This is a genomic window from Spirosoma daeguense, assembly GCF_054776875.1.
The window spans coordinates 291,006-316,650 of record NZ_BAAHBF010000008.1; the positions used below are offsets into that span (position 1 = coordinate 291,006).

Here is a 25,645-nt window from a genome sequence, read left to right on the forward strand (position 1 = left end):
TTAAGCAGTTGGTAAATAAGCCAATGGGTTCACGTATTGACCTGTTTCGTCTCGGAGTGAAAAATGCAAGTGCGGCCCCGTTACGTTGCCGGTTTTGCCACTGTAGGCGATCACCTGCCCTTGTGTGACCGATTCGCCTATGACTACGGCATAGTTGCTCAAATGAGCGTAGCCCGACACCATGCCGTTCGTGTGCCGGATGGTTAGCTGTTTACCACCTGCCGCGCTGGTGGAAATACTAACTACGTTTCCCGACGCCGGAGCGTAAACGGTAGTACCTTCACCGACAGCAATGTCGATACCGTTGTGGTACGTACTAGCCCCAACTGTAGGGGCTACTCGCGCCCCGAACGGTGAGCTTATACGTAGGGTTCCTTTTATGGGCCATCGGAGTGTTTTGGCTCCCTTTCGCCAAAGCACCACCGCTACGGCTATCACTAAAAACAGTACGCCCAAAATTTCCCGGCTCATTAGACAAACGTTAGTGAATCTTTATGAATCCAGTAATCCACGTAGTACAATCCGTAAAGCGCGGGTTTTTTGACATGAGCAAATCTGGATTTACTCCCGTTGATGGTTAAATCCGCTTCGGCCACGTAGATACCGACGTTATCACCTTTGTCGGCTAAGCCTTCCGAATAATTCGGCTCTTTATACAGTCGCTTGTTTACGGCCTGTTTCGCGATGCACGTTTTATTGACCAGTGAAGCCACCGCCGTTTCTTTACCCAATAGAACCGTTACCCCGCTTCCCGTGGTGTTGGTTGTCTGACTGGTCGTAGTTGCTGGCTTAGTTGTGGTGCCCGTGGTTGTGGTGGTCTTTTTCGTGTTAACCAACCGCCAAAACTCCGCTAGTTGGGCAATGCTCAGTTCTTCCGATAAATCATTCGATAGATCCGCATTGTACAACGTTCGGTACGCACTGGCTACGGCGGTATAGTCGGTAATTTGCCCCGCCACGTTCATCACGGCAGGAACGTCCGTACCATCAAAGCCCATACCAACGGGGAAGCCCAACGGGATAAACGCCTGTCGCAATTGTTGGGCAAACAGCGCGCTTTGGTCAGAGCCGATAGCGTCCGACAGCGTTTCTTGTTTGGCCTTCATCCAGCCGCGTGCAATGATGTAGAGCAACACGCCCACGGCCAGAAATAACAATACGTTGCTGTACCGCCCGTCGTTTACGTCCTGTATGTCACGCCGATAGTCTGCCATTTACTTGAAGAGTTTACCGAACATGCCGCCTTTCATCGCGTTACCGATTCCCGGAAACGCTTTTACGAAGTCAGTTAATCCGACGTTACCTGTTTGCGCCTTTTTCTGTAAGTCAGAAAAGGCCGCTAAATTTTCTTCGGTAAGTACACTCCGAAATACATCGGGGTCGTTTTCCGCCGTTTCGGTTAGTTTTTCAATCAGTTCGTAAGCCCGAACCACGCCGTTATCGGCTGGCGTTTCAAAGGCTTTTTGTAGGGCTTTAAATAACCGGATGAGCAAATCCGTTGTGGCTTGCTTGGTTATTTCAAATGTTTGGGGTTGGGGTTGTTGCTTGCTCATTAGTCAAATAGGCCACCGCCTGTAAATACTTTTTTAACGGCACTGACTGAATCGGCGGCTTTCGCGACGTGACCGATGTTTTCAGCAAAATCGGCAATGCCGTTGCCGTCTTCGTCCCGATAAAAGTCCTCATGCATTTTATCAATCATCCGCTTGTAGTCTACCCACTCTTTTTCAAAAGCCGTAAAGCGTTCGACAATCATTTTAAACAGGAGATTACGCTCAATCTCTCGTTCGATTTGGGCATACTTGCTGTCTGATATTCCGTAGGGATTATTCGATGCTTCCATTGTCGGGCTTTTGGATTCGTATCTGCTTTTTCGCGTTTCAATGGCGACATCATACCACGCGGCCCCGTTGTGTTTTTTTGGGTTGTTAGCCGCTTTGAGCCGGTAGGTTCCGGCAGGTAGTTCGGCTAATGCGCTCTTCAATCGGTGTAGGCTTTCGTCCATGTCTACCGTTTCACCACTTCGCGCGGTAATGGTCGAACCATCGTACAAGTACCAGTACGGTAGTTCATCGTTACGTAGCGTGTCGAGTATGGTGTCTTGGTTTTTCATGGAGTTGAAAAGGTAGCCCTAACCCACTGGCTAGGGCTACGGCTTATTTGCTGTGTTTTTTAATCAATGCGTTGCTACGGTCGAATTCCGTTTTGCGTTGGTCATACTTAACCCACGAAGACTCTGGAGCCGATTTTTTGGGCTTTTTGGGAGCTTTAGCCATTGTATTAGGTTGTGTTTACTGTGAAAGAATCAGAGTAGGGTAGGGGACGTAGTTAATTAATAATCCCGCTCCCTACCTTCTATGTAGCTGTACTTGATACTACCGACGACGGCGTGATGTACGAATGCCCAACGCCGGAGCAATGATGGGTTTCCAGAGCAAGGCCACTACGATCAGCAACACCGCCCACCAGTATTTACTAAGGAAACTTTCAATGGTTGTGCCGGTATCACCCGCACTAAACAGGGTAGTTGTACCCCCGCCCGTGGTGGTTGTGCCCCCGCCTGTAGTTGTCGTCGTGCCACCTGTGGTCGTGGTGGTTGTACCTGTTGTGGTAGTGGTAGTCCCAGCAGTGCCGCCTGTAATGGTTTTGGTGTCTTTTGGGCCACCTTCTTTCCAGTCGGTTGACGTGTCAAACTGCGCCACATACACGTGACCCGCCCCTAAGTCGGCAACCGGGAAACGGTTATCCCGTTGGGTTTCGTTGTAGGCTCCTAAATTTAACGCGGCTTTCAAATCCGCATCATGGTCGCTAAACTTCGCAACCAGCGTTGCCGCAAAACCCATATTGCCCAGCCATGACGCGGGTTTGGCTACCGCTAAGTTTCCTGAATCAGTACCAACGATATAGCGTTTGGTACCTACGACGACCTCCCAAAACGGCAGACTTGCTGTTTGCTGGCCTAATTGACTGATTTTTACTGTTGCCATTTTTTATTTGTTGTTTACTCGCTAAAAATTATCCATTTCGCTTGCGCCCTTCTTTCTTGAAAAACAGGAAGTAAGCCAGTAGCATGAGCACGATAAACGTGACGATGATGACGGTAGGGCTTGAAAAATCCAGCCCGAATAGTTTGGCTCCGGCTGGTAAAGGTGCTTTTTGGGTTGTGTCAACCTGCCCGATTTTTATCGTTCCTCCGGCATCCTGCGTTACGTTAGTATAGCCTGATTTTGCCAACGCGGGGCCATCCAGTACACCCGCCGTAACCAGCGCGGCAACGGCTTTTTCGCCGTACTTGAAAATTAGGTCTAACGTATTGGTTAGCTTCTGATTGCCCGATTTGACAGCCGCGTCACGTGCCGCCGTGAAATCGGCAACCATTTTGGGGTCAGAAATAGTGCTTGAAAAATCAGCGTATATCTCGCTTTCGGGATCGTAGCCAACGTCTTCCAGATACGCCGAAATATCATTGTTTGCTACGCCGTTTAGCTTGCCATTTAACCAGTTTTGCCACCAGTCATCGGTATAGGTTTTCCCCGCTATAGGTTCTTCATTCATACGTATTAAAGTTTGGGTACGGGAAACTCAAAACTGCTTTTCATGGGAATCTGGAACCCTTCGGCATAGATTACCCCGTCGATTTCTAAGCCGACTTTACCCCCCTTGAGCGTTTCCCAAAAGCCACCAGCCGCGTTCAGAATATCAGCGTACTGAACGGCTACCGCTACGTTGACTACCGTTTCTGAACGCGGCTCAATCGTTACCGCTTCGCTGACCGTGGCCCGACCTAAATATTTTCCTGCCGTATTGACATCGGCCTGAACACCTTTCAGATTGATACTGCCGCCCGATGGATTAATGATTCGTAAGGGAAGCAGAAAGGAGAGTTCACCGCCCTTTACGCTGATTTGTTTGGGTAAGCCTACCTGATAATCCAGCCGTTGCGCCGTGTTGACTTTGTATAAAATCCAGAGCGCAACCAGCACGATAATTGCCAGTAGGATAAATGTCTTCTTATTCATCGACGGTTTTTGCGCTTGTTTTTGAGATAGAGTAAAACCAGCATCAGCAGTCCGAACCCTGCCAGATAATAGTAGAGCGTTGTGTTCGGGCTGGGTGCTTCATTCCCGGTTTGCGGATTGCCGCCTGTTACTATTGGCGTTGGTGTTGTGCCATAGGTCGCATATTCGGCCATGAGTTGCTTTTTAATGGCCGCTAATTCCTGTACGTCTGCCGAATAGCGAGAAACAATGGTTTGGGCGTAGGCCAGTTGTTCGGCGTTATCGCTGGCAATCACTGACTTTAATACCGCGTTGGCAATTGGCCCCAACACCGGAATCGTTGCCGCACCGATGTTTGATATAGTTAGCCCAATAGCTTCGGACGCATCGGGCTGTCCATTGCGAACAAGAATAGTTCGTAGCCCCGCCGTTCGTTCCTGAATCAGGTTGACCCGAATGTTTACCGCGTCGATTCTATCCTTAAGCCATACGCCCCGATTTATTCCGCTTTCGTAAGCAACCTTGACATCGGCTACCGTATCCTTCGACGCCCGATTAAATGCTAGGATTTGTTCGGTAGATTCTCGGTTAAACTCGTTATACGATTCGTCTACCTCTTCCTCGCCCCAAACGCACCACCCATTCAGTACAGGACCATTACACCTATAAGAGACTTTCTTATAAGGGAGGTCTTCGACGAAGCCGGGATATGTAACATTGAGGTCTGCCATAGACTACAAAATTCCCGAAATGAATTTCGTAGGGCAATCACTAGAGTGATAGAGTTACATACCTAAACGCACAACTTTTTTGACAAAAACAACCATGAGTCATCCCGAATGTTACCTCCGTAATTGGATGGAGGCCATTCGAGATGACTCATGGTTGTTTACAGCTTTGTTTACTTATAAATGACAGTTCGTAAAGGCACTCTCAAATTATGGAGCGTTTGCTGAGAATTGAAAACTGGGGTGTCTCCGGGCTGATCGGGGCAAGCACTAGGAAAAGTAGGTCCTTCCCCGTTGTGTCTCTGGTAGCCTAAGAGCTGCTTGACCTCCCGAACTCGCCGACGAGCAAAACGACCTCTTACTAACTACCAACCACCCCTAACACAACTGGCCAGCCTAGTTGCTATGCCGACCCACAATCAGCTCAGGAGCAACAGCCAGATGCTTGCTTAGTCGGATCAGGTAGGGAAACCGTTGACAGATTCTACCCAGCCTGATGGTCGAAAGATAGTAATCTCCATTGTGAAAATATACATGCATGTAGTTACTTTCAGCCAGCGTCCATCTCACCTAGGGCAGACTGTGGGGTTAAAGTAGGGCGTTGGTTTCATGATGCAGTCAGAGCTGGCTTCATGACGCAAGACAAGTTCTTCAGATTAGTTAGGGTCAGTGGCTGTATGTACCATTTCCACGGCCACTGATCCCTTAGTTAATTGCTTCCCAGCCGCAGTCGGCTGTTAATGCTCAGCAACAGACGTCCCCCAGACGAATACACCACCCGCTGGGCCTGTCCCTGGTAACTGGCCGGCAAGCTCACAGCATGGTTCAACGTCACTAAATCCGTGAGTAGCGGCACCCGCCCACATGACCAAACACTCGCATCGCTCCAAGACCCCGCTTTTACACTGTACTGGCTCGCGCAACTCCCCCCTGTACTCACCACATTCAGCGACAGCAGCGTCGAAACGGCCCCACCCGCCGGATCGCTGGCCACCACCGTTACACTGTAGACTGAGCTGGCACTGGCCGACACCGTACCCGTGATCGTGGCTGGCGCTACGAAGTTCAGCCCCGCCGGTAATCCCACCACTGATAGGCTCAGACTGTTAGGCGTTTCCGCATCGGTAAAGGTGTTGGCCGGAATGGTATAGCTAAACGCCTGCCCCACTGTCACCGACTGGGGGGGGATGACATTGGCTACCACAGGCGCACAGTTCAGATAAATGACGGTGGTGCTGGTGCTGCTGACACAGCCACTGGCAGTAGCCACAGTGACTGAATAGGAATCTGGATCGCTCACCGTTCGTGTGTTACCCGAGCCGGTTAGCATAGTGCCACTGCTGTTGAAGAAGGTGTACGAGTTCCCCCCTGAAGCCGTCAGCGTCACGCTGGTCAGCGTGCAGCTCAGCGGCCCGTTGTTGGTCAGTCCTGCTATAGGCAAGCTATTAACTGTTACAGTAGCAATCGCTGAAGTCAATTGACTGTTATTACTCAAGATCAACGTAAAGGATTGAGAACCTGAACCAGATGCCGTCAGGTTCTGACTAAAAGCGGTGCTGAACGCACTACCGGCTACCGAGGTGCTACTGCCGTTGGTCAGCGTGTAGGCATAACTGCCCGTTACATTGCCCACTGTGGCCGTAAAGGTCACCGGGCTACCCACGCAGACAGTATTGACTAACCCAGTGAAGCCGGAGATAGTGGGAGCAGGCGTATTTACCACCAATGTGTAGGTAGCACTCACGCCCGAACAACCATTGGCATCGATTGCCCGGACAGTGATGGAAAAACTGCCTGTTTGAGTCGGTGTCCCACTCAATACACCCGAAGTAGTCAGTGTGAGACCAGTAGGTAACGTGCCGCTGGACAGACTAAAACTGTAGGGGCTAGCTCCGCTTGATGCAGTAAACGTGCTACTGAACGTGCTATTCTGGACCGCTGTAGTCTCGCTCGGATTGGTGAGAATGAGCGTTGCAAGGCAGGACTGGAATTCATACGCGCCCATATCGATGCTATTCTGCTGAATTCGGGCATTACCGGCCAGATCAGTAGCCGGACCACCAGCCGACTGATAAGCCTGGTTGCTACCGGTGTTGATAGCGGGCGAGCCGGTCGCTAATTGGGTACTGGTGGTGCTGGCAAAAGGAGAACTGCTTGCCGTGAGGTCCGTGGGATCACTGGTGTAGCCCGTTACGGTGTCGTCTAACAAACTGTATGTCGCCGTGACGGACGCGGTAGTATTATAGAACGTATTGTTCCCACCATTGTTAAACAACACACAATTCGTGAGTTGTACGCTAGTGTTGCCGTTGGCGATTGCTCCGCCCAGGTTAGTGGAGGCTCCCGAAACCGAATTGCTCAGAAAACTACAGTTGATCAGCTGAGGGCTGCTGCTGCCGTTATTGATGGCTCCGCCCCGGGTAGTAGTACCGCCCACGGCCGAGTTATTGAGAAAACTACAATTAATCAACTGTGGGTTACTGCTAACGTTATTGGCCATCGCTCCCCCGAAGTTATTGGCACTTCCCGACACCGAGTTATTAACAAAACTACAGTTGAGAAGCAGCGGGCTACTATTGGTAAAGTTACTGATCGCGCTACCGTAGCTAGCATTGCCACTAGAACCCGAAATAGAGTTGCCCTGAAAGCTACAATTGGTCAGTTGTGGGCTGCTACCATTGCCGTTATACATCGCCCCGCCCCGGCTGGTAGAACTGCTGGTCACCACCACTGAATTATTCACAAAGCTACAGTTGCGGATGGTGGGGCTGCTGGCATCGTTGAACATCCCGCCCCCCAGGCTACCACCCGCTCCGCCCGTGATCACAAACCCATCCAGCACCGCTGTGGTGGTCAGGCTCAGACTGGCCGGATTGCTGATGACCCGAAAACTGTTGTCGCTGGTGTTGCCCAGGCTGCCAATATCCCCGCTGAGGGTGGTGCTGGAAGGCTGCCCTGTGACGGGATTGATGGCCGGGCGATCGGTCAGGGCGGTTTCGGTGCCCGCAAAACCGCCGTAGAGGGCTACCCCATTCCTCATGGAAAAGCTGAGGGTACGGTCACTCCCAGTAGTGGATTTGTACGTTCCGGTAGCCACCCACACCTGCCTATTACCCCCGCAGTTGGCCGCCGTATTGATAGCGATCTGGAGCTGATTGGCGCCTAACGCGTTGCTCCAACTGCTGCCGTCGCGTAGACCCGCACCCTGCTGGGTTACGTATAGGATTGGGCTACAAGTAGGGGGGATAACAGTAATGGTCAGGCTGGCACTGGCAGTACAGCCCGCTCCGCTCCGGGCCGTTACCGAGTAGGGCGTGCTGGTGGTGAGGCTGACCACGATCGAGCTACTGGCGCTGCCCGTTACCCAGGCGAAGGCCGTTGCCCCGGTGGCTACTGCCGTCAGGGTAACGGAGCTGCCCTGAGTAATGGTGGCCGACGGGCTGGCGCTGATGCTAACAGTAGGTACATTATTGACCGTTACACTGGCCGTGGCTGTGTTGGAACAGCCCCTGCTATCCACCCCCGTCACGGAGTAAGTGCCGGTGGTGGTCGCCGTTAGGGTGTTGCCCGTAGTATTGTCGCTCCAGGTGTAAGCGCTGGCCCCGCTGGCGGTTAGTAATGCCGACTGGCCTTCACAGATGCTGACCGAGCCGGGACTGATGCTAACGGTGGGTCTGTACACGGTCACCTGAGCGGAAGCGGTGTTGGAACAGCCATTGCCATCTACCCCCGTTACGGAGTAGGTGCCGGTGGTGGTCGCCGTTAGGGTGTTGCCTGTGGTATTGTTGTTCCAGGTGTAGGAACTGGCCCCACTGGCAGTTAAGGTTACGGACTGACCTTGACAAACCGTCGCTGAACTGGGGCTGATGCTGACCGTCGATTTATTGACCGTCAGGTTGAAGGCGGTAGAGGTGAGTGAGTTGCAGGTGCTGGTCACTACCAGCGAATAACTGCCTGCATTGGCAGGTTGTGGATTGTTCAGGGTGAGCGTGGCCGAGGTTTGGCCCGCCACGGGGTTGGCAAAGCTGTCTTTGTACCACTGGTAGCTACTGACGGTACCACTCACACTTACCGGCACCGAGACGGCCGTGCCCGCACAGACCACCGAACTACTGGCGGGTTGGGCATTAATGGCAATTGGCTGGAAGGGATACTGAAATTCTAGAGCGCCCATGTCGATTTTGCAGCCCACGATACGGGGATTACCCGCTGCGTCCGTTGCGCCAGCGTCGACACTGCCATCCCCAGCGTTGATGGCGGGCGAGTTGGCCCGTAACTGGGTGGTGTTCGTACCAGCAAAGGGCGAGACCGTTGTCGTCAGGGTATTGCGAATATTATACCAGCCCGTCACCGAGGCCTCGATCAACGAGTAATAGACTCGCGGATAAACTTCTATATTGTAGAACGTGTTGGCCCCCGCATTGCCAAATACCACACAGTTGATCAGTGTAGCGTTGCATTCGCCAGTCGTCGTGTTGGACACTGACGTATTGAACATGGCCCCACCCTGGAAGGAAGCTGTATTGCCTTGAAAGGAGCAGTTGGTCAGCGTGGGGTCGCACACGCCATTACTCCCATCGTTGGCTATGGCCCCGCCCTGGTAGGTAGCTGTGTTGCCTTGAAAGGAACAGTTAGTCAGCTTGGCGTAGGTCCTGCCTTTGCTCGTCCCAACGTTATACATTGCCCCGCCTATACCGTAATCATCAATTGCTGAATTGGCCACAAACGAACAGTTGGTCAGCGTAGGGTCGCTTTGGCCAAAACTACCAAACCCGCTGTTGAACATCGCCCCACCAAATATGGCTGAATTGGCCACAAACGAACAGTTGGTCAGCGTAGGGTTGCTTCGGCCACCACAAGACGCATCGTACACTGACCCACTATTGGCTATTGCCCCGCCTTGCCTGGCCGAATTTCCCTGAAAGAAGCAGTTAATCAGCGTAGGGCTGCAACGGCTGCCACACCCAACGGCACCGTTATAGACTGCCCCGCCTGAAGACAACGCCGAATTGGCTACAAAGGAACAGTTTCGAATTAGGGGGTTCGTGTGTTCAGCCTGAAAGCTGGTAAAGTTGCGCATACCCCCACCACTGTTCGTAGAGTTATCTGAACTAGGCCGATTGGCATTACCGCCCGTAATCACAAATCCATCCAGAATAGCGGTGGTCGTTAGGAAATTAAAATTAGCGATGACGTGGTAACTATTATCTGAGTTATCGCCTACCGTACCGATATCCCCGCTGAGGGTGGTGCTGGAGGGGTTACCCGTGATGGGGTTTATCGTTGGTCTGGCGCCGAGGGACGTTTCATTGCCCACAAACCCACCGTAGATGGCCAGGTCAGGCAGCATCGCGAAGTTGATGGTACGGTCGGTTGTGGTAGTGGGTTTGTACGTACCGGCGGCTACCCACACCTGGTCGCCCGCGGCACTGGCATTGATCATGGCCTGCAAATTACCACTGGCACTGGCCCAGGAGCTGCCATTGCCGGTACCGCCCGCTTTAACGTAGCGAATGGTGCCCGCTTGGGCTAAAACGGAGCTGATACTAACGAGCATCAGCACTAGGGTGTAGTAAAGAGAGTGAGCAGGCCGAAGCGCAAAACCAGCAGGAAGTAATCGTGTTTTCATAGACTAGGTAGAAAGATCGGTAGGAGTCAACCCCAGTTATTGGAGGGTGGACAGCCAGAAAAACCGGCAGATGTACAGGACGTAGCGAATCAAAATGCCCCATTTATCGCTGGAGCAAGATTAGGTGTTTCGTCAGGGAGTGACTCGGAGATTTCACCCAAAAACTCGGAGAATTGTCCCAACCGGGAGTAGAAACGATTATTTTTTGGTTACATCCCGGTACTGACTCGGCGAGAGGCCGAATTCCTCGGCAAAGACCCGGCCGAAGTAACTGGGGTCCTGGAAGCCTACCGCATCGGCGACCTGAGTAATGTTCAGCTCAGGTAACTGGAGTAATTCTTTGGCTTTCTGTAGGCGCATTGTGCGCAGATAGCGGTTCATCGACAGCCCCGTCAGCGCGGTCATCTTGCGGTGCAGGGAGTTGCGACTCGTCCCCATCATCGCGCAGATCATCTCAATATCCAGTGCTGGGTTATCCAATTGGGGCAGTACGTGGCTGCGAAGCCTGAGCAGGAACTGGTCTTCCCCCGTCTCAGGCGCTTCGTCTGGAATTGGCTCGGCTACGCCCAGGGCTACTTGGCCATAATAGCGCTGCAACCGATGCCGGAGCAGGAGCAGGTTACTCAACACGATCAACAATTCCTCGTTCGAGAAAGGCTTCACCAGATAGGCATCGGCTCCCCGGCGTAAGCCCGCGATGCGGTCACTCACCGCAGCTCTGGCCGTTAGCAGCACAATGGGAATGTGGCTGGTGCGTTCGTCCTGTTTCAGGGTATCACAGAGTGCAAAGCCATCCTGGATTGGCATCATCACATCACTCAGAATCAAGTCCGGAATAGTCGCCAGCGCCTGGTCGATACCGACCTGCCCATTTTCGGCACGTATCACCTGGTACGTATCCCGCAGGCAAATCTGTATATACGTTGCTACGTCCTCATTGTCTTCCACCACTAACACCACGGGCCGCGCACTGGCTACGTCGGGCGTGGGTTCGACCCATTGGATGTGGTCAGGATTTATAGTTGGCGGTACTGGAGCTTGCTCTTTCGATAGAGGTGCCCGACGGGTAAGAGGTAAACTGACCACAAACTCAGCGCCGGATGCGGCCTGGACAGGTCCATCCAGACCGGACCCATCCAGGCCGGACCGGTTACGAACGGCCAGACCACCCTGCATTAGTCCCACCAACTCCCGAACCAGCGAGAGGCCAATGCCGGTGCCACCACCCGATGCGTTTTGCTGATTCTCCACTCGATAGAAACGGTCGAAGATCCTCGGCAAACTGGCTGGCTCAATGCCGGGTCCGGTATCGCTCACTGTAATCCGAATCCACGGCTGATCCAGGTGACTGTTTGGAATAATTGCCTCGTGGTATCCTGCCGCCGTAAGCGGATGCCAGCTGTCCTGAAGGACTAACGTATAGGTCACCTGCCCACCCGTAGGCGTAAATTTGAGCGCGTTGCTTAACAGATTGGCCAGAATATCTTGCAATTTGTCTTTGGTAAAGTCAGCCTCACAATGCGCTTCCTTCGATTGAAACTGTAGATGGATTCCCTTCGCCTGAGCAATGGCATGGAACGACTCCCCGACGTAGCGGACGAAGCTGACCAGATCGGCCCGTTCGAAGTGAAGCGGCATCTCTCCAGCTTCGAGTTTAGAGAGGTCCAGTATTTGGTTGATCAGCCGTAGTAAGTTGCTGCCATTGCGCTCAAGCAGACTGGCCATCTGTCGCAATTCGGGGTCGATCTTCTGGTTCAAGGTGGCCGCCATGCCCAGAATCACGGTCAGGGGTGTACGAAATTCATGGGAGATATTGGCAAAAAAGCGTGATTTGGTTTCGTCGAGCCGCCGTAGGTCCTGTGCCTGCTGCGCAATAAGCTCCGTAGCCGCTTGAATCTGGGTCTGGAGCCGGGCTTGTTCCTGCTGGTATCGCCAGGCCCGCCATCGACCCCACCCCCATGCGGAACCAATCAGCAAGAACAGCATAAGCAAGAGAAACCAACTGCGCAGATAAAACGGACGTAGCACGATGACCTGGATAGCCAGGTTCGCCGACGACATTTGCCCATCGGCCGCCTGTCCTTTCACCAGTAACTGGTACTCGCCGTAGGGTAAATTGCTTAAACGTAGCGAGGGTTCAGCTTGATACGTCCACTCGTCGTCCAAGCCCTTAAACTGATAAGCGTATACATTTTTTTGAGCGTCGGCGTAATTAAGCAGTGCAAAATCCAGCACACTCGTCCGATCATCGGGCCGGAGAATGATCTGGTTGCTTTTGATCAGCTCTTCGGTTTTGTCGACTAGTTTGTCCAGAGAATTATCAAACTGGCGAAACGAAACGATACGTAGTGGAAGGTTGATGGGGGGCTTCTCCTGTTCAAAATCCTGGGGATTAAACGAGGTGATTCCGTTCAGGCCACCGAAATAAAGATGACCGTTCTTGTCCTGAAAATGCGCAATACGATTAAATTCATTGTGTGTAATGCCGTCCTGAACTGTGTACGACCGGGTTGTCATTCGGATCGGATCAAACTGCATTATGCCGTAATCGCTACTCAGCCAAAGATGGCCCTGCCGGTCAGCATACACCGCGTAGATATTATCGTTCGATAACCCTTCAGTACGTCTGAACTGTCGGTAGCTATGCTGCTGGCGGTCCCACCGAATCAGTCCGGCATTCGCCGTAGCCAGCCAGAAGAGACCTTGTGCATCCTGGTAAAAGTGCTGATAACTGTCGGTTGGTAGCCGAAAGCGCCCTTTGCCTCCGCTCCAGTAGCGAGCCGTGATGCCCCCCGATGGATCAACCGTGTATAAACCCGTCGTCGAACAGATCCAGATAGCACCCTGTCGGTCAGCACCAATGTAGAGCACATGCGACTTGGCTAATTCTGGAAACTGGTTGTAACGGCTAAACGGTAAAACCCGTCCCGTTTTCGTTTCGACGAGCCCGAGACCCGATAGACCACCCGCCAGAAAGTGCTGGTTGCTCAATGGATGGAGTGTCCAGATCGATCCGCCATTGGGCAATGGAGACTGCGAGTTCGTACCAGTTCGAATGTCGTAGGTGACTAAATTTATCTGGCCGATCAGCAGTTTCTCCGGCTGGCTATTGATTAAGCCGTAAGAAATACCACTCAACAACTGCTTTTTTGCCGATTCACCCGAGAGACTGTAGCTAAACAAGCCTATTTTCTCCAGGTTAGCATACAGCGTATTGCCCACAACGGTGATTCCCCGAATGGCTGCCGCCTTTTCCTGGGCATTGGTTGATTCGTAAAAGAAGCGATGAAAGTAGTTTTCTGCTACCTTGACCTGGTACACGCCAAAGCTGGTTCCTAACCACATCCCACCGTTTCTGTCCGCGAAAAAACAGCGATTGTCAATCGACTGGCCTTCTAGTTGGCCCTTCAAATCGAGCAGGGTTCCTTTTGTTGGACTGAGCAGCCGGGTGCCCGTCCAGATCAATCCATTACGATCAAATGCGTAGTAAACTGGGGATGATAGGGCTGTTCTGCCCTGCCCCAATAAATCCGGTAGTTGGCGTCGGTTTCCCCGCTCGTCTATACTATACTGGGTGCCCTGAAGATCGGCGTCCGAACGGTAGACCGCATAGAAAAATTCAATACCCGCATGCTGCTGCCCGATAAGAACGTCAACATTGGCCCGACCATGCTGAAAGGCATGAAGCTCGCGCCCATCCGCAGACAGTTCGACCAATTGGTTCTCATCCGCAATGGCCCAGGCGGTGTTACGGACGGTAACGTGGTGAATAGTCAGCTTTTTATAGCGGGCAAGGGATACGTAGTGAAGGCCCGACTTGGGATGGTACGATACCAGGGTAGCCGGCTGGTAATTAGCGAAGAAGATCGTGCCGTCAGGGCTACCAAACAATTGCTGACCGGCAACCAGGGAATTCGTTAGGGGATGCTTTTTGAACTTCTCTTCAAATGAAACAGCCGCGCCCGTTAGGGGATTAAATAGGGCAATTTGCGCTCTACCTTCCGTGTAGGGGCCCATGAGCCACAAAAGGCCATCAGCATCCTGGGCAATAGACTGAATTTCATCGAAGCCGAGCCCGTTACGTTCTTTAGTATACGTAGTAAATTTTAGCCCATCGAATCGGTTTAGCCCAACCTTGGTACCGAACCACATATAACCCCGCCGATCCTGAAAAATGGCGTTTATTTCCCGATGCGACAGGCCATTTTCAGGGCCATAGTGTTGCACAGAAGCGGCAAATTGCTGAGCCTCAGTCGCCAAACAAAGGCAGAGTAGTAATCCAAGGATAAAGCTTACCGCTTTCAAGTTAACTAATAATGTAGCCTGACGCCTAACGCGTATTGAATCAGCGTGTAAGTTCGCTCATTTGTATTAAACTAGCTGTAAATTCTAGAATAGTATTTATACCATTTAAGACTATTCTACATTGTATAAGTATCAATTAGTAATAAATAGGACTCACTTTATTACTCTGCGATTTAAGATGATGAGCCAAAACTCGCGCATAATGTCTCCAAGTATTTTAATAATGAATTGTAAGAGGTAGCCCAGTTAGCTACGAGTGATGTACTGATAATTGACACTAAAAAAGGAAAGCGGTACCAATTTTTTACGCCCCTGACTTTTGCCCATTCGGGTAGGTGATAAGTCGAGTATGAACCTACTCCAGCAAACAAGACCTCAGCTTTACTTAACGACAATTGCAGAGTGTTGCTGAGAAATCAGCAGATTAATATAAGTGCGAGCAATCAGCGACCGATCTAGGCCAGCAGCATGATGGCCGGCCGAAGTATAACGAGGTAAGTTTGGCAACTACAATAAAAACAATAAGCCTCTTGGACCTTTTGTTAAGGGTAAAGTGGCAAAGTGTAACTGATTGGCAATAGGTAATAGAATCGTCTCAAAAATCGCCCGTTTATCTTCTATGGCTGTCGTACCTGCTACGTAGTTGTTCTTGATTTGACCCACTGTCTTAAATTGGCATCTCACAAATCAAAGTTTCTTTTTCAGCGAATTAGATGAGTTCACGATACACGTTTACAACCCTATGCCCAACGTCGCATGGTTTTAAACGCTCAGTTTTGCCCACAGGCTAATGGTCGTTTATAAGTAGATAAAGGTGTAAACAATCATGAGTCACCCCCAAAAGTCTCCATCTAATTACGGAGACAAAATTCGGGATGACTCATGGTTGTCTTGATTCGGGGTTGATTAGGCTAATCGGTCGTTGACCCAATCAATAATTAGTTCGGCTTCGCGTAGACCACTTTCAGCAACTGTTACGTCGGTTGCACCATCGTAGCCCATAAACATATGCAGGTTTTCATACGCCACGTTATAGGAGCGTAGAAGCTTCTTGTCCATCTTGGTCAGTTCGGCACGGTAAAACTCTTCGGTTTTGCGGCCTTTTTTGGGCTTTGGGGTAACCGCATCCAATGCCAGCAATACACCTGTATAAGCTTGGTGTCCGGCTGTTTTTACATACTTCTTGTCGGTGTAGTAGCGGCCCTCTTTTTTAGCGGATTTGCTCAATGTCTGCCTTGCATTATCAAGGTAGCGTCTGGCTTCCTGAACGGGATTATCAAACATGGTAGTCAATAAGTAAGTCTTCTGGAAAGTCGTTAATGAAGTCTACCCGAAAGTCTTACGAAAATACAGGACTTTCGAGACTTTACAATTAAAACGGTAAATCATCGCTGGACGTTTCAGTCGTACCGTTTGACGTATCTTTCGTCTCTTGGTTACTGTCAATTTTTGACTCTTCCGGTTTGGCTGAAAGCAGTTCAATGCTACGTACCTGAATCCCAAAATCAACACGTGGCTGATTATCTTTATCCCGATACAGCGATACTTTCGGCTTGCCCTCAATAAACACCTTCGTACCCCGTAGCAGAAACTTTGCCACCGTTGTTTTTTGCGGCTGATACAGGCAATTGTACCAGTTGGTTTTCTCAACGTCTATACCCTCACTGTTTTTATAGCGTTCGTTGACGGCTACCGAGAAGGTAATAAACTCCTGTCCGTTGTGGTTTTTAATGGTGGCTTCCTGTCCGATGTTGCCAATAATCTCAATACGTTGCATAGGGCATTTTGTTTTTATAGGGTTGATAATCGTTGTTTTCGTAGTCGTTCAGGTGCAACTGGCCGCGTAAATCAAATTTGATTACGTCCTTTAACGGCAAGCGCGGGGCAATCCTGAAGAGTAGTTTGTGGGGTTTCATCAGATACCCTTCGTAGGGCGTAGGGGAGTCCGACGGTCGATACAGCAAATCGGTTGGTTTGCCAATCGCTATCTCAAATTCAGAGCGTTTGGCGGGTTCACCCGTGAATGGGTTTATAATATTGGCTTCGACGTTATCGACACTGGTTTCGGTATCGTGTTGCTCTACCCAATTATCCCATTCATCGGCAACGGCTTCAAGACTCAAATCCTGCTCATTCTCCGAATCATCGGTTTGCAATACGTTGAAATTCAATAGACTTTGCCGATAGAAAGCACCAAAACGGCTATACATGCGTAAATTCTTGGTATTGCACAGAATCTCATCAATCAATTCAATATCATATGCCCCGTTTTCAGCCTGTATGCAATCGGGTTTAAAATGGTATTTGATACATTCCAAAACCCCGCTTAAATACTGGTTCAGATCAGATTGCCCCGGTTTGATGTAGTCCTTAACGGGTTTGCCTTTTTTGTCGAGAAATATGCCGCCTTGTTCGTCACGTTTCCATGTGTACAGGGTTTCGTAATGAATACCGGAATAGCCCGATAGATTGCCCGTTTGCTTGCGCCAAAGCCGCTCAATAATCTGCCTAACCTTGTCGATTGAGTATTGCGGATGTTGCAACAAGAAACTGTGCATGTGAATATGCAAGCCGTGCGACTCGGAGCGTTTGACTTCAATGCCATACTCTCCGGCATATACGTAGCGTTTCCACTCCGGTTCTTTCCGCATCGCGGTAAACGCCTTGATTAATTCTCGTGCATAGAATCGCTTGCTTTGCCAAAGGCCGTTAATGTGCGGCACGGTCAGCACCATGTGAACGGGTTTGTAATAATTCAGCAGGAGAACCCCGGTTTCGTCGGTGGCTGATTCTAAAAAGCGATAGTAGCGATTACGGATAATCTGCGATTTGCGCCAATTCCAAACGTGGTCGAGCCGATGTTTAGAGTACCAGAATGCTAACGGCTGTAGTTTCTCTTTGCCTTCGTGCCTGAATCGGGCGTAATAGCCTTTCGTATCGCCAATGGCATAGCGAAGGTTTACGATTTGCTCGAATCGACTCCGTAGAGCATCGCCGTATTCGTCATATCGGTAGATTTTGGCCGCGTTCTCATTATGGGCCTGTTTTGATGCGGGTAAATGAATATCGAATTGACAAAGGAAGTCGTCAATCTGGCTCTTAAGTCGGTTGTTCTGAATCTGCTTGTTGCGTACTGTGTAGCCAAAGCGATTCTGTCGGGAAACTTTGGTAGCGTTGGGGGAAAGTTGAGTCATCGACGGGAGGAAACCCAAAGGGAAATTTCTGAAAGATGTTTCTAAATTTATCGAGAGAGAGCCAACCGACTGAAAATGGGGAGCTTATACGTCATACTTGCTCGACTTGTTCAAAACCGAACTCGTCTGTATACTCGTTGCCATTTAAGATTCCAGCGATCTGGTTAAATACGTCCGCATAAGCGAATTCGGCCCCCTGATACCAATTGTCTTCCCCGTCTTTGTTTTCAGTCTCATCCGCGTTTTTACAGGATTCAATTTCTCTGTCAAGCCACGTTTGTAGGATTTCTAATTTTTCTTTCATGCGAAAAGATTGGTTTGAATGTTTGGGGCTATGCCGTCCCACGTACCGACGTATTCGAGGTTCTGCAAGATTTGCTGTAGTTCTTCCAACTGCTTAATGTCTGCTTCGCCCGAAAACGGGTGCAGGTTGGTTTCGTAGTGTTGCCGACGCTTTGCGTTTAAAGCAATCAGATACTTGCTGATTAGAGCTTTGTGCGCTTTGAAGGAGAATTTGGGCTTGTTGATCTTTGCCATGCGTCTATGAGTAGGGGACTAGTTGAAAGGCTATGCCTTTCGGCGGGTTTGCTTACGTCGGCTTGTCTGGTGCAAGTTGAAATGATGATTGTTTCATTTGTGCCCCTGTGCGTTGGCTTCAAGCTACCAAACGCACAGGGATTACACCAGCATAAGCACACGCTACGTTATCCGGTCAGACCCGCCAAGAACTGATTGCGGAATATCCTACGTGCTGAACCTGTTGGGGAATCGAACCCCAACCAGAACCATTCAGGTTGATTATTTGCGAAGACGGTCTAAACCCCTCGCCAACACTTCGATAAAGACAATGGAGAGAATGAGAAAGACGGCTATCATGCTACTTGTGGAATAGGGTAACGACTAGCATTGTATAGCCGTCAATTACCGTAGATGGGTAAATCCAGAATTCACAGTTAGCCCGATTGAGCACATGCATCATTTTGTTCAATGCATCCATGTGAAACTGATAGCCATGAATACTCACACGGTTCTCGTTGGTGGCATCGACGGCGAATAGAAACGGCTCATTAACCAATTCACCATTCTTACGCCGACACATTCCAGTAGAAGCTATTTTTTGTAGCTTCTCTTTTACTTGTTCAGGTGTTAGTCTCATTTGAACATTTTACGGGTTACGCTGAAATCGACGGGTACAGGCTTCTTGTCTTTAATTCGTGGCTCCCCGTAGCTGAAATATTTGGGGTCGTCTTTGTACTTGGGATTACCACCCAAGCGAACGGCTGAAAAGCGCATTTCGGGGAATACCGACGTGAAGAAATCCACGGCCTTCTCTAATTCGTCGGCATCATCGGAGCATAAGCGAACCTTAACCATGCTTAATTATTTTTAGCTAAGGCCAATTCATTCACTCGCGCCATATCCGTTTCGAACTGGTATACAATCAAGGCATCAATTACTGTGTCTAGTAGGTCTGGTGACGAATGAAAAACCGTTACGAGTGTATCGCGCATAGTGTTGTAATCTTTCGCATCAGCATCACAGGTTACCCCCTTCTGTTCATTGTCGTGAGCAACGAGTAATAAGAAGGCCGTCATATTGCCCCGTTTTGGGTGACGTGGGTCGGGTTTGCCGATTTCTAACACAGGCAGATTTGTGTCCATGATTTATGAGTTAAGGGAGATTAGTAAATGCGAGTACAATTGCGGAAATAGGGGATATGACAGCGAAGGCGAACGGGAGTGATATAGGTCGGGTGTTCCCGATAGAATGGCATTAGTACATCGTCGCATTCGCGATTTGCCCGAAGATTAATAGCTTGATGCACGCCAATTTTTTCGGGAATTCCGATATAATTGGCAACTAACCGACCGTGAATCAAAATGCTGACAGTCGGGTAATTTGGTTCTGTGACAGTGATACGTAGCGTTTTCATGGTATTGGCGGTTTTGAATGTATTAAGGGTGATTGGTGATTTAAGCGATTGCCCGATTTTGAGAGAAGACCGCATAGGGGACGAAGTCCACGCTGTTACGTGCCATCTGTTCTACTGATACACCCAGATAGCGACCGACCAGCGATACAACACTGGCTTTTGCATTGGCAAGGCTATTGCCCCGGTCGCACAGATACGTTTTAAAATGCCAGTAATCCCCCGCGTTATGTAGTTCGTTGGTCATTTCTTCCCGCTCAGAGCGCGGCAAGTCCATAAAGCGTTGATAAAGAGCACGTGACGCCGGATTGTCTTTGTAAAGACTTTGCGGTTTAGTTTCAGGTTTTTCTACTTTAATCATGTTCATAGAGTGCTTTTTACTAAATAATTTGGTACGGGATTAAGCTTTTTTGCTACTTTAGTGTCAAATAACGACACAATGTTAATTAAGTTTAAAGTATTTGATAAGGTTTTTGTAAAATAAATTTTAAAAATTAGTTTTCAAATGAAAGCAAATACATACAGTGGGCTGGAAATCAAACAGTTACTTCAGTCTAGGGGAGTGTCTGTTCGACAAATGGCCGAGATGTTAGAGGTAACGGCACAAAGTGTCTACGAAATTTTACGAAAACCAGAGGTGAAAAGGTCTACTGCTTTAAAGTTTTATGATGCTCTGGATGTGCAAATACCTGATTCTAAAAACCTTATTAATAAGGATATTAAGGAAAGTAAGGAAAATTATGCAATCTATTCCCCTGAATACATTGAAGAGCTAAAAGCAATAATTGCAGAACAAAAGGAAGAACTGAAAGAACAAAGGGAGGAATTAAAAGAAAAGACCAGACTGCTATCTCAATTAGCTCAGTCGAATGCGGCTTTAATTGAGAAACTGGGAAAGTTTAGTGCAAGTGGATTGCTGGCAGGGTACGACGCTTAATTTTTTTAGCGTTTGCTTACTGTTTCGCTTGCTATAGGCTAAAAACAGCCTTACCAGCTTATAAGGAGGGAATCAAAAGAATATAAATTCTTTCCGGTTTTTAATCTGTTCAGTTTACATTCGCTTTATGCCAATTAGCCATCGGTTATCGTTGAATGTTAAGTATTGCCAGTAAACTATGTCTATTCGGGTTCAGAATCTTATAAAAGAATATAATCAGCAGCTTGCTGTCGATCAGATTTCACTGACGGTTCAGCCGGGTGAAATCGTTGGCTTTCTGGGGCCTAACGGAGCCGGAAAATCAACCACTATGAAAATTGCTACGGGTTATCTCCCACCAACCGATGGCACGGTTGACGTGAATGGCTTCGATGTACGTACCAATCCAATGGATGTGCGACGTAGCGTTGGCTATCTACCGGAGCATAATCCGCTTTATCTGGATTTATACGTAAAAGAATACCTGCGTTTTGCTGGTTCGCTTCACGGTTTGGGCGGTTCAACGCTTCAACGACGTATTACCGATATGATTGAACTGGTTGGCCTGACGCGTGAGCAACATAAACGGATAGGACAACTATCGAAAGGCTATCGGCAGCGGGTCGGGCTGGCACAGGCGTTATTACACAATCCGCCTGTATTGATTCTGGATGAACCAACTACGGGGCTTGACCCAAACCAGCTAGTCGAAATTCGACAGGTAATTCGCGAAGCAGGACGCGATAAAACCGTTTTGTTTTCAACGCACATCATGCAGGAGGTCGAAGCCCTCTGCGACCGGGTAGTGATCATCAACCGAGGAAAAATTGTTGCCGACGGTTCACTGAGCGAATTACGTAGTATGTCGGCTAGCGAAGGTGTGAACGTAGTGGCCGAATTTGAGAGCGATCTAGCGAACCCGGATATATTAATGACTGTGCCGGGTGTTGAACGTATCGAATCAATTGGTGGAGGCAAATACCGTATTGAAGCTAGTTCAACTACTGATTTAAGAGGAGCTATTTTCCGCTTAGCGGCCGACCAGCAACTAACCCTTATCGGACTACGTCAGCAAGAGAACTCACTAGAAGGTATTTTTAAAGAACTAACGCAGTAATGTAACGCGGACATTCTGTCCGCGTTACATTACTGCGTCCTGACAATACGTATGAGGCCAATCTTGCCAATTCTCAACGAGTCCGGCTTTAACAGGGTTCTGAAGTATATAAGCGATAATTCGTTTAAACGATTCTTTGTTACGGACAACGTGATCGTAAATCTCCGATTGCCAGAAAGTCTGTCCAACCCTATTTAATAGCTTATTCGCCTGAACCGCCGAATGCGTTTTTAAGCGTTGTAGAATTCTATAGAAAGGAACGTTGTTTTCTAGTATAATCAACAATACATGCACGTGGTTCGGCATGATGCAAAAGGCATGTAGATCATACCACGTAGTGTCCCCGAAATGAATACCCTCTTTTAACTATCTGGGCAATTTCACCGTTTCGTAACCAATTGTTACCACTGATTGAACGGTCCATATACCGATCAAACGAAACAAAATAGCTACTTTCTAAACGCTTTCTAACCTCGACTTCTGTATTCGTTTCTGTAATAAGCGCTTTAATTCGGAGATTATGCTCTTGCTGGAGAAAATATAGTACGTCGGAAGGTATCGTACCCTGAAGTCGGTAGGTAATAAACAACGTTTCGCGGCATTATGTGAGGTAAATGGCGCCGGTACGGTTCATGCATACCGTACATACGTGGACTAGATAAAAAAGTAACGCGGTCGGACAGAATGCTGGAGCGCCAGTCCGACCGCGTTACTTTTTTACTTGGCTGACGCCATCAGCGGGTACTGGTCGAAGATCGAACGGACAATACCTTTGAAATAATTATTCTTGAAATTCTGATTGCGCATCATTTTCGACGCATAGCCTTTCCAGATCACCTGATACGACTCGGCATCGATGAGCGAAATCATCAGTGTACCCTCATCAAGATTATAATCGATACGCTTATACGTAGCGTCATCATCTTCCCGAACAACCCAATCTTTCATTACTGGCTGCTGATAGCCACGGAAACGCAGATCTGAACGAAAGATATTGTATGAAATAAGCAAATTGGGATTTCGGTTGCTTACCCGGTAACCGCGAGCTTCCATCTGGTGACGAATAGCATCCTGAATGTCGGAGCAAAGAAGGGTCGAATCGACAAATTCGCACTCCAGAAAATTGAATGATTCGTAGTTCTTGAAATGGCCTTCATAGCTATAGTCATTCTCCACAAATAAACGGCTCGGCGAACAACCTGCCATCGCTATCACAGCCAGGGTAAATAGAAGCCCAATGCACTTTTTCATACTCGCAATTGTAAAAGTTTTCGATTAATAAATGGAGTAAATTAATTTGTGTGTAATTGGTAACTTAGCGTTTAACTCAAATATAAAGGTAATTGTTTGGCAAACAATGCTATACGGCAAATATTTTACGCCTTATTTAGCCCTCGGTAAAACTCCAGTCCACGGCGCATTTCGGCCGATGTAACGATAATATCGAAGGCACATTCGCCGGGTCCGCTAAGCAATGACATCCTTACTTGACTCCCCCGATTTTTCTTATCCTGCAACGTAAGATGCAGAATTGGCTCAACATCGGTATCGAGCAAACGCACAGTTCCATATACGGAAAAAATATATTCTTCGATTTGCGTCAACAGCGATTGGTCAATCATTTTTTTGTGGAAAGCAATGTACGCTTCTGCCACCATGCCAACCGCAATCGCTTCGCCATGAAGTAATCGCTTGCGAGGCTGATTCAAAAAGTAAGTTTCTACCGCGTGCCCAAGCGTATGGCCGAAGTTCAGAATCTTACGTAACCCTTTTTCGGTTGGGTCCTGGGCCACTACGTTCTTCTTTACTTCTACCGAATGAGCAACTAGCATTGGCCAATCCTGCTCAGTGAGATCACGTCGGCGAATCTCATCCCACATACTGGCATCAGCGATGAGGCAATGTTTAATAATTTCGGCAAATCCTGACCGAAGTTCCCGTTCGGGCAATGTCGACAGAAATTGCGTATCAATCAACACCCTTGTCGGTTGCTGAAAAACGCCGATATGATTCTTGAATCCTCGGAAATCGATACCGAGTTTTCCGCCGACGCTAGCGTCAACTTGTGCCAGCAACGTAGTAGGCAATTGCGCAAAAGCGATACCACGTTTATACGTAGCAGCGCAGAAACCACCCATATCGCCGATAACCCCACCGCCCAGATTCAGCACAAGGGCGTGTCTATCGAAATTAGCACGGGTAAGTCCATCCCAGATCAGCTCGCACGTAGCAATGTGTTTTTGTTCTTCGCCGGCTTTAATTCGGATGAGCGTGTGTTTAGGTAATAACGGTTTTAGTTCGGGGTAGCAAAAGCGCGAGGTGTGACTATCGACGATAACAGCGACGTCAGAAAAATCGTGAGCGTCCAGAAAAGCGGGTAAGCTTTCGGAAAGTGGGGCAATGGTTACAGTAGACATGTCGTAAAAATACATTGGGTACTCATTGGGATGAAGGCAATGCTGTAAGTATTTTTGGTTTTCCGGCCTAAATCTTTTTTCTCCTCCTATGAAAGTTCGCTACCAGGTTCTCAGCGGTTTATTTCTATTGTCTACCATTACGTATCTCGACCGCGTTTGCATGAACGTAGTGAGCAAATATGTGAAGGCCGATCTTAATCTCGACAACGAACAATTTGGCTGGATTCTGGGTGCTTTTTCACTAGCCTACGCCTTATTCGAAATTCCAACGGGTTCACTTGGCGACAAGATTGGCCCCCGGCGGATTCTGACTCGGGTGGTTTTGTGGTGGTCTGGGTTTACAGCATTAACAGGAACAGCATTTAATTTCTTATATCTACTGATTGTACGGTTTTTATTTGGCGCAGGAGAGGCTGGAGCCTATCCCAATGCGTCGATTGTGATTGCCCGATGGTTTCCGGCGGTCGAGGTCGGGCGGGCTCAATCGGTTATCTGGGCCGCTGGTCGGTTAGGTGGCGCGTTGACACCCTTGCTCGTAATTCCGCTCGTTCACTGGGCAGGTTGGCGATGGGCATTTGGCGTTTTAGGTATTGTTGGCGTACTGTGGGCAATCGGTTGGTACGTCTGGTTTCGGGATGAGCCTTCCGAAAAATCGGGCATCACGGCCGATGAAATACAGGAAATAGAAACGACACGGAGCGTAAAACATTCGGATCACCAGATTCCGTGGACAACCATTATTCGCAATCCCGATTTGTGGGCGTTGATGCTAATGTGTCATCTATTTTTTTACGGATCGTATTTCTTTACAAACTGGTCGTCGGTGTATTTTCAGGAGGGCCGTGGCCTGAGCGAAGATCAGACCAAGAATTTTATTTCACTTTCATATTTTCTCGGAGCCATTGGGTGCCTAGCTGGAGGTGCTCTAAGCGACGTATTGACCAAACGATACGGCCTAAAAGTAGGACGTAGAGCTGTTGGCGTTGGTGGCCTTGGTCTGTCGAGTCTGTTTTTTCTGTTGGCCGGGTTAACGCCCGACAACGAAATGGCTGGTTATTTACTGGCTGTCTGTGTATTGTTGAAAGATCTGGCACTGCCCGTAGCCTTTGCCGTTTGTGTCGACATCGGGCAACGTAACGCGGGTACAGTAGCGGGTTCGATGAATTTTGCCGGACAATTGGGCGGCTTTTTCATCACGGTTTTATTCGGGATGATTGTTAAAAATACCGGCAACTTCAATTATCCGCTGTTTATGATTGCAGGATGTTTGTTTGTAAGCGCCCTACTCTGGCTACGTATCGACCCTACCCGAACTGTAACGATACGTTGATTTTCAGAAATTGGATGAAAGGAGCCAGTATTTATCTAGTTGTAGATAAATGCTGGCTCTATTTGTTACGTCCTAATCTGA

The 25,645-nt window shown here is 49.0% G+C and carries 27 protein-coding genes; 4 read left to right on the top strand and 23 right to left on the bottom strand.

Annotated features, from left to right (window positions below):
- The 15 genes from ACYVD4_RS25215 to ACYVD4_RS25285 all read right to left on the bottom strand — a co-directional run bounded on the left by ACYVD4_RS25215 (position 1) and on the right by ACYVD4_RS25285 (position 18,391).
- A complete protein-coding gene (locus ACYVD4_RS25215) occupies positions 1 to 471 on the bottom strand; it encodes a M23 family metallopeptidase (protein WP_460950423.1) in 471 nt (156 codons plus the stop codon).
- Complete coding sequence (locus ACYVD4_RS25220; protein ID WP_460950425.1) at positions 471 to 1,214, bottom strand: hypothetical protein; 744 nt, start codon at positions 1,212 to 1,214, stop codon at positions 471 to 473. The genes ACYVD4_RS25215 and ACYVD4_RS25220 overlap by 1 nt, the downstream gene beginning before the upstream one ends.
- The gene (locus ACYVD4_RS25225; RefSeq protein ID WP_460950427.1) at positions 1,215 to 1,553 is read right to left on the bottom strand and encodes a hypothetical protein; all 339 of its coding nucleotides are present in this window, start codon (positions 1,551 to 1,553) and stop codon (positions 1,215 to 1,217) included. It abuts the gene before it with no gap.
- Positions 1,553 to 2,113, bottom strand: a complete 561-nt coding sequence (locus ACYVD4_RS25230; protein WP_460950428.1) for a hypothetical protein — start codon at positions 2,111 to 2,113, stop codon at positions 1,553 to 1,555. Before ACYVD4_RS25230 ends, ACYVD4_RS25225 begins: the two co-directional genes overlap by 1 nt.
- Before the next feature lie 262 nt (positions 2,114 to 2,375).
- Positions 2,376 to 2,987 carry a hypothetical protein gene (locus ACYVD4_RS25235; protein WP_460950430.1) on the bottom strand — a complete coding sequence of 204 codons (612 nt, stop codon included), beginning with the start codon at positions 2,985 to 2,987 and terminating at the stop codon, positions 2,376 to 2,378.
- Positions 2,988 to 3,015: 28 nt separating this feature from the next.
- A complete protein-coding gene (locus ACYVD4_RS25240) occupies positions 3,016 to 3,555 on the bottom strand; it encodes a hypothetical protein (protein ID WP_460950431.1) in 540 nt (179 codons plus the stop codon).
- Positions 3,556 to 3,560: 5 nt separating this feature from the next.
- Positions 3,561 to 4,019, bottom strand: a complete 459-nt coding sequence (locus tag ACYVD4_RS25245) for an LEA type 2 family protein (protein ID WP_460950432.1) — start codon at positions 4,017 to 4,019, stop codon at positions 3,561 to 3,563.
- On the bottom strand, positions 4,016 to 4,729 hold the full coding sequence (locus ACYVD4_RS25250) for a hypothetical protein (RefSeq protein WP_460950433.1): 714 nt from the start codon (positions 4,727 to 4,729) through the stop codon (positions 4,016 to 4,018). The genes ACYVD4_RS25245 and ACYVD4_RS25250 overlap by 4 nt, the downstream gene beginning before the upstream one ends.
- 706 nt (positions 4,730 to 5,435) lie before the next feature.
- Complete coding sequence (locus ACYVD4_RS25255; RefSeq protein ID WP_460950435.1) at positions 5,436 to 10,355, bottom strand: beta strand repeat-containing protein; 4,920 nt, start codon at positions 10,353 to 10,355, stop codon at positions 5,436 to 5,438.
- 198 nt (positions 10,356 to 10,553) lie between these two features.
- Positions 10,554 to 14,615, bottom strand: coding sequence for a hybrid sensor histidine kinase/response regulator transcription factor (locus ACYVD4_RS25260; RefSeq protein ID WP_460950436.1), 4,062 nt, complete (start codon positions 14,613 to 14,615; stop codon positions 10,554 to 10,556).
- Positions 14,616 to 15,566: 951 nt separating this feature from the next.
- Entirely contained in the window at positions 15,567 to 15,944 is a 378-nt protein-coding gene (locus ACYVD4_RS25265) for a DUF5618 family protein (protein ID WP_460950438.1), read from the bottom strand.
- Between the two features lie 88 nt (positions 15,945 to 16,032).
- The gene (locus tag ACYVD4_RS25270) at positions 16,033 to 16,437 is read right to left on the bottom strand and encodes a single-stranded DNA-binding protein (protein ID WP_460950440.1); all 405 of its coding nucleotides are present in this window, start codon (positions 16,435 to 16,437) and stop codon (positions 16,033 to 16,035) included.
- A complete protein-coding gene (locus tag ACYVD4_RS25275) occupies positions 16,424 to 17,854 on the bottom strand; it encodes a hypothetical protein (RefSeq protein WP_460950441.1) in 1,431 nt (476 codons plus the stop codon). The genes ACYVD4_RS25270 and ACYVD4_RS25275 overlap by 14 nt, the downstream gene beginning before the upstream one ends.
- 91 nt (positions 17,855 to 17,945) lie before the next feature.
- Positions 17,946 to 18,158: a hypothetical protein gene (locus tag ACYVD4_RS25280; RefSeq protein WP_460950442.1), complete on the bottom strand. Its 213-nt coding sequence runs from the start codon at positions 18,156 to 18,158 to the stop codon at positions 17,946 to 17,948.
- Positions 18,155 to 18,391 (bottom strand): hypothetical protein, encoded by a 237-nt coding sequence (locus ACYVD4_RS25285; protein WP_460950443.1) that lies wholly within the window; start codon positions 18,389 to 18,391, stop codon positions 18,155 to 18,157. The genes ACYVD4_RS25280 and ACYVD4_RS25285 overlap by 4 nt, the downstream gene beginning before the upstream one ends.
- 6 nt (positions 18,392 to 18,397) lie before the next feature.
- On the opposite strand from ACYVD4_RS25285, the gene ACYVD4_RS25290 reads away from it, so the two are divergent.
- On the top strand, positions 18,398 to 18,586 hold the full coding sequence (locus tag ACYVD4_RS25290; protein ID WP_460950444.1) for a hypothetical protein: 189 nt from the start codon (positions 18,398 to 18,400) through the stop codon (positions 18,584 to 18,586).
- Between the two features lie 145 nt (positions 18,587 to 18,731).
- Here the strand turns inward: ACYVD4_RS25290 and ACYVD4_RS25295 are convergent, their stop codons facing one another.
- The 5 genes from ACYVD4_RS25295 to ACYVD4_RS25315 are packed head-to-tail and all read right to left on the bottom strand — an operon-like array spanning position 18,732 to position 20,145.
- Positions 18,732 to 19,010, bottom strand: coding sequence for a hypothetical protein (locus ACYVD4_RS25295; protein ID WP_460950445.1), 279 nt, complete (start codon positions 19,008 to 19,010; stop codon positions 18,732 to 18,734).
- Positions 19,007 to 19,228 carry a hypothetical protein gene (locus ACYVD4_RS25300; protein WP_460950447.1) on the bottom strand — a complete coding sequence of 74 codons (222 nt, stop codon included), beginning with the start codon at positions 19,226 to 19,228 and terminating at the stop codon, positions 19,007 to 19,009. Before ACYVD4_RS25300 ends, ACYVD4_RS25295 begins: the two co-directional genes overlap by 4 nt.
- 2 nt (positions 19,229 to 19,230) lie before the next feature.
- Positions 19,231 to 19,515, bottom strand: a complete 285-nt coding sequence (locus ACYVD4_RS25305) for a hypothetical protein (RefSeq protein WP_460950448.1) — start codon at positions 19,513 to 19,515, stop codon at positions 19,231 to 19,233.
- 20 nt (positions 19,516 to 19,535) lie between these two features.
- Positions 19,536 to 19,862: a hypothetical protein gene (locus tag ACYVD4_RS25310; protein WP_460950450.1), complete on the bottom strand. Its 327-nt coding sequence runs from the start codon at positions 19,860 to 19,862 to the stop codon at positions 19,536 to 19,538.
- Positions 19,828 to 20,145: a hypothetical protein gene (locus ACYVD4_RS25315; RefSeq protein WP_460950451.1), complete on the bottom strand. Its 318-nt coding sequence runs from the start codon at positions 20,143 to 20,145 to the stop codon at positions 19,828 to 19,830. The genes ACYVD4_RS25310 and ACYVD4_RS25315 overlap by 35 nt, the downstream gene beginning before the upstream one ends.
- A gap of 144 nt (positions 20,146 to 20,289) precedes the next feature.
- Here ACYVD4_RS25315 and ACYVD4_RS25320 point away from each other — a divergent pair, with 144 nt between their 5' ends.
- Together ACYVD4_RS25320 and gldA are read left to right on the top strand one after the other, a co-directional pair.
- On the top strand, positions 20,290 to 20,721 hold the full coding sequence (locus tag ACYVD4_RS25320) for a helix-turn-helix domain-containing protein (RefSeq protein WP_460950452.1): 432 nt from the start codon (positions 20,290 to 20,292) through the stop codon (positions 20,719 to 20,721).
- A 178-nt stretch (positions 20,722 to 20,899) separates the two neighbouring features.
- Positions 20,900 to 21,817, top strand: a complete 918-nt coding sequence (gene gldA, locus ACYVD4_RS25325; protein WP_460950453.1) for a gliding motility-associated ABC transporter ATP-binding subunit GldA — start codon at positions 20,900 to 20,902, stop codon at positions 21,815 to 21,817.
- 24 nt (positions 21,818 to 21,841) lie between these two features.
- Here gldA and ACYVD4_RS25330 read toward each other — a convergent pair whose 3' ends face one another.
- The 3 genes from ACYVD4_RS25330 to aroB form a co-directional block, all read right to left on the bottom strand.
- Entirely contained in the window at positions 21,842 to 22,171 is a 330-nt protein-coding gene (locus ACYVD4_RS25330) for an REP-associated tyrosine transposase (RefSeq protein WP_460950713.1), read from the bottom strand.
- Between the two features lie 363 nt (positions 22,172 to 22,534).
- Positions 22,535 to 23,068 carry a DUF4136 domain-containing protein gene (locus ACYVD4_RS25335; RefSeq protein ID WP_460950455.1) on the bottom strand — a complete coding sequence of 178 codons (534 nt, stop codon included), beginning with the start codon at positions 23,066 to 23,068 and terminating at the stop codon, positions 22,535 to 22,537.
- A gap of 125 nt (positions 23,069 to 23,193) precedes the next feature.
- Positions 23,194 to 24,234, bottom strand: a complete 1,041-nt coding sequence (gene aroB / locus ACYVD4_RS25340; RefSeq protein ID WP_460950457.1) for a 3-dehydroquinate synthase — start codon at positions 24,232 to 24,234, stop codon at positions 23,194 to 23,196.
- A gap of 88 nt (positions 24,235 to 24,322) precedes the next feature.
- On the opposite strand from aroB, the gene ACYVD4_RS25345 reads away from it, so the two are divergent.
- Positions 24,323 to 25,564 (top strand): MFS transporter, encoded by a 1,242-nt coding sequence (locus tag ACYVD4_RS25345; RefSeq protein ID WP_460950459.1) that lies wholly within the window; start codon positions 24,323 to 24,325, stop codon positions 25,562 to 25,564.
- Positions 25,565 to 25,645 lie beyond the last annotated feature (81 nt).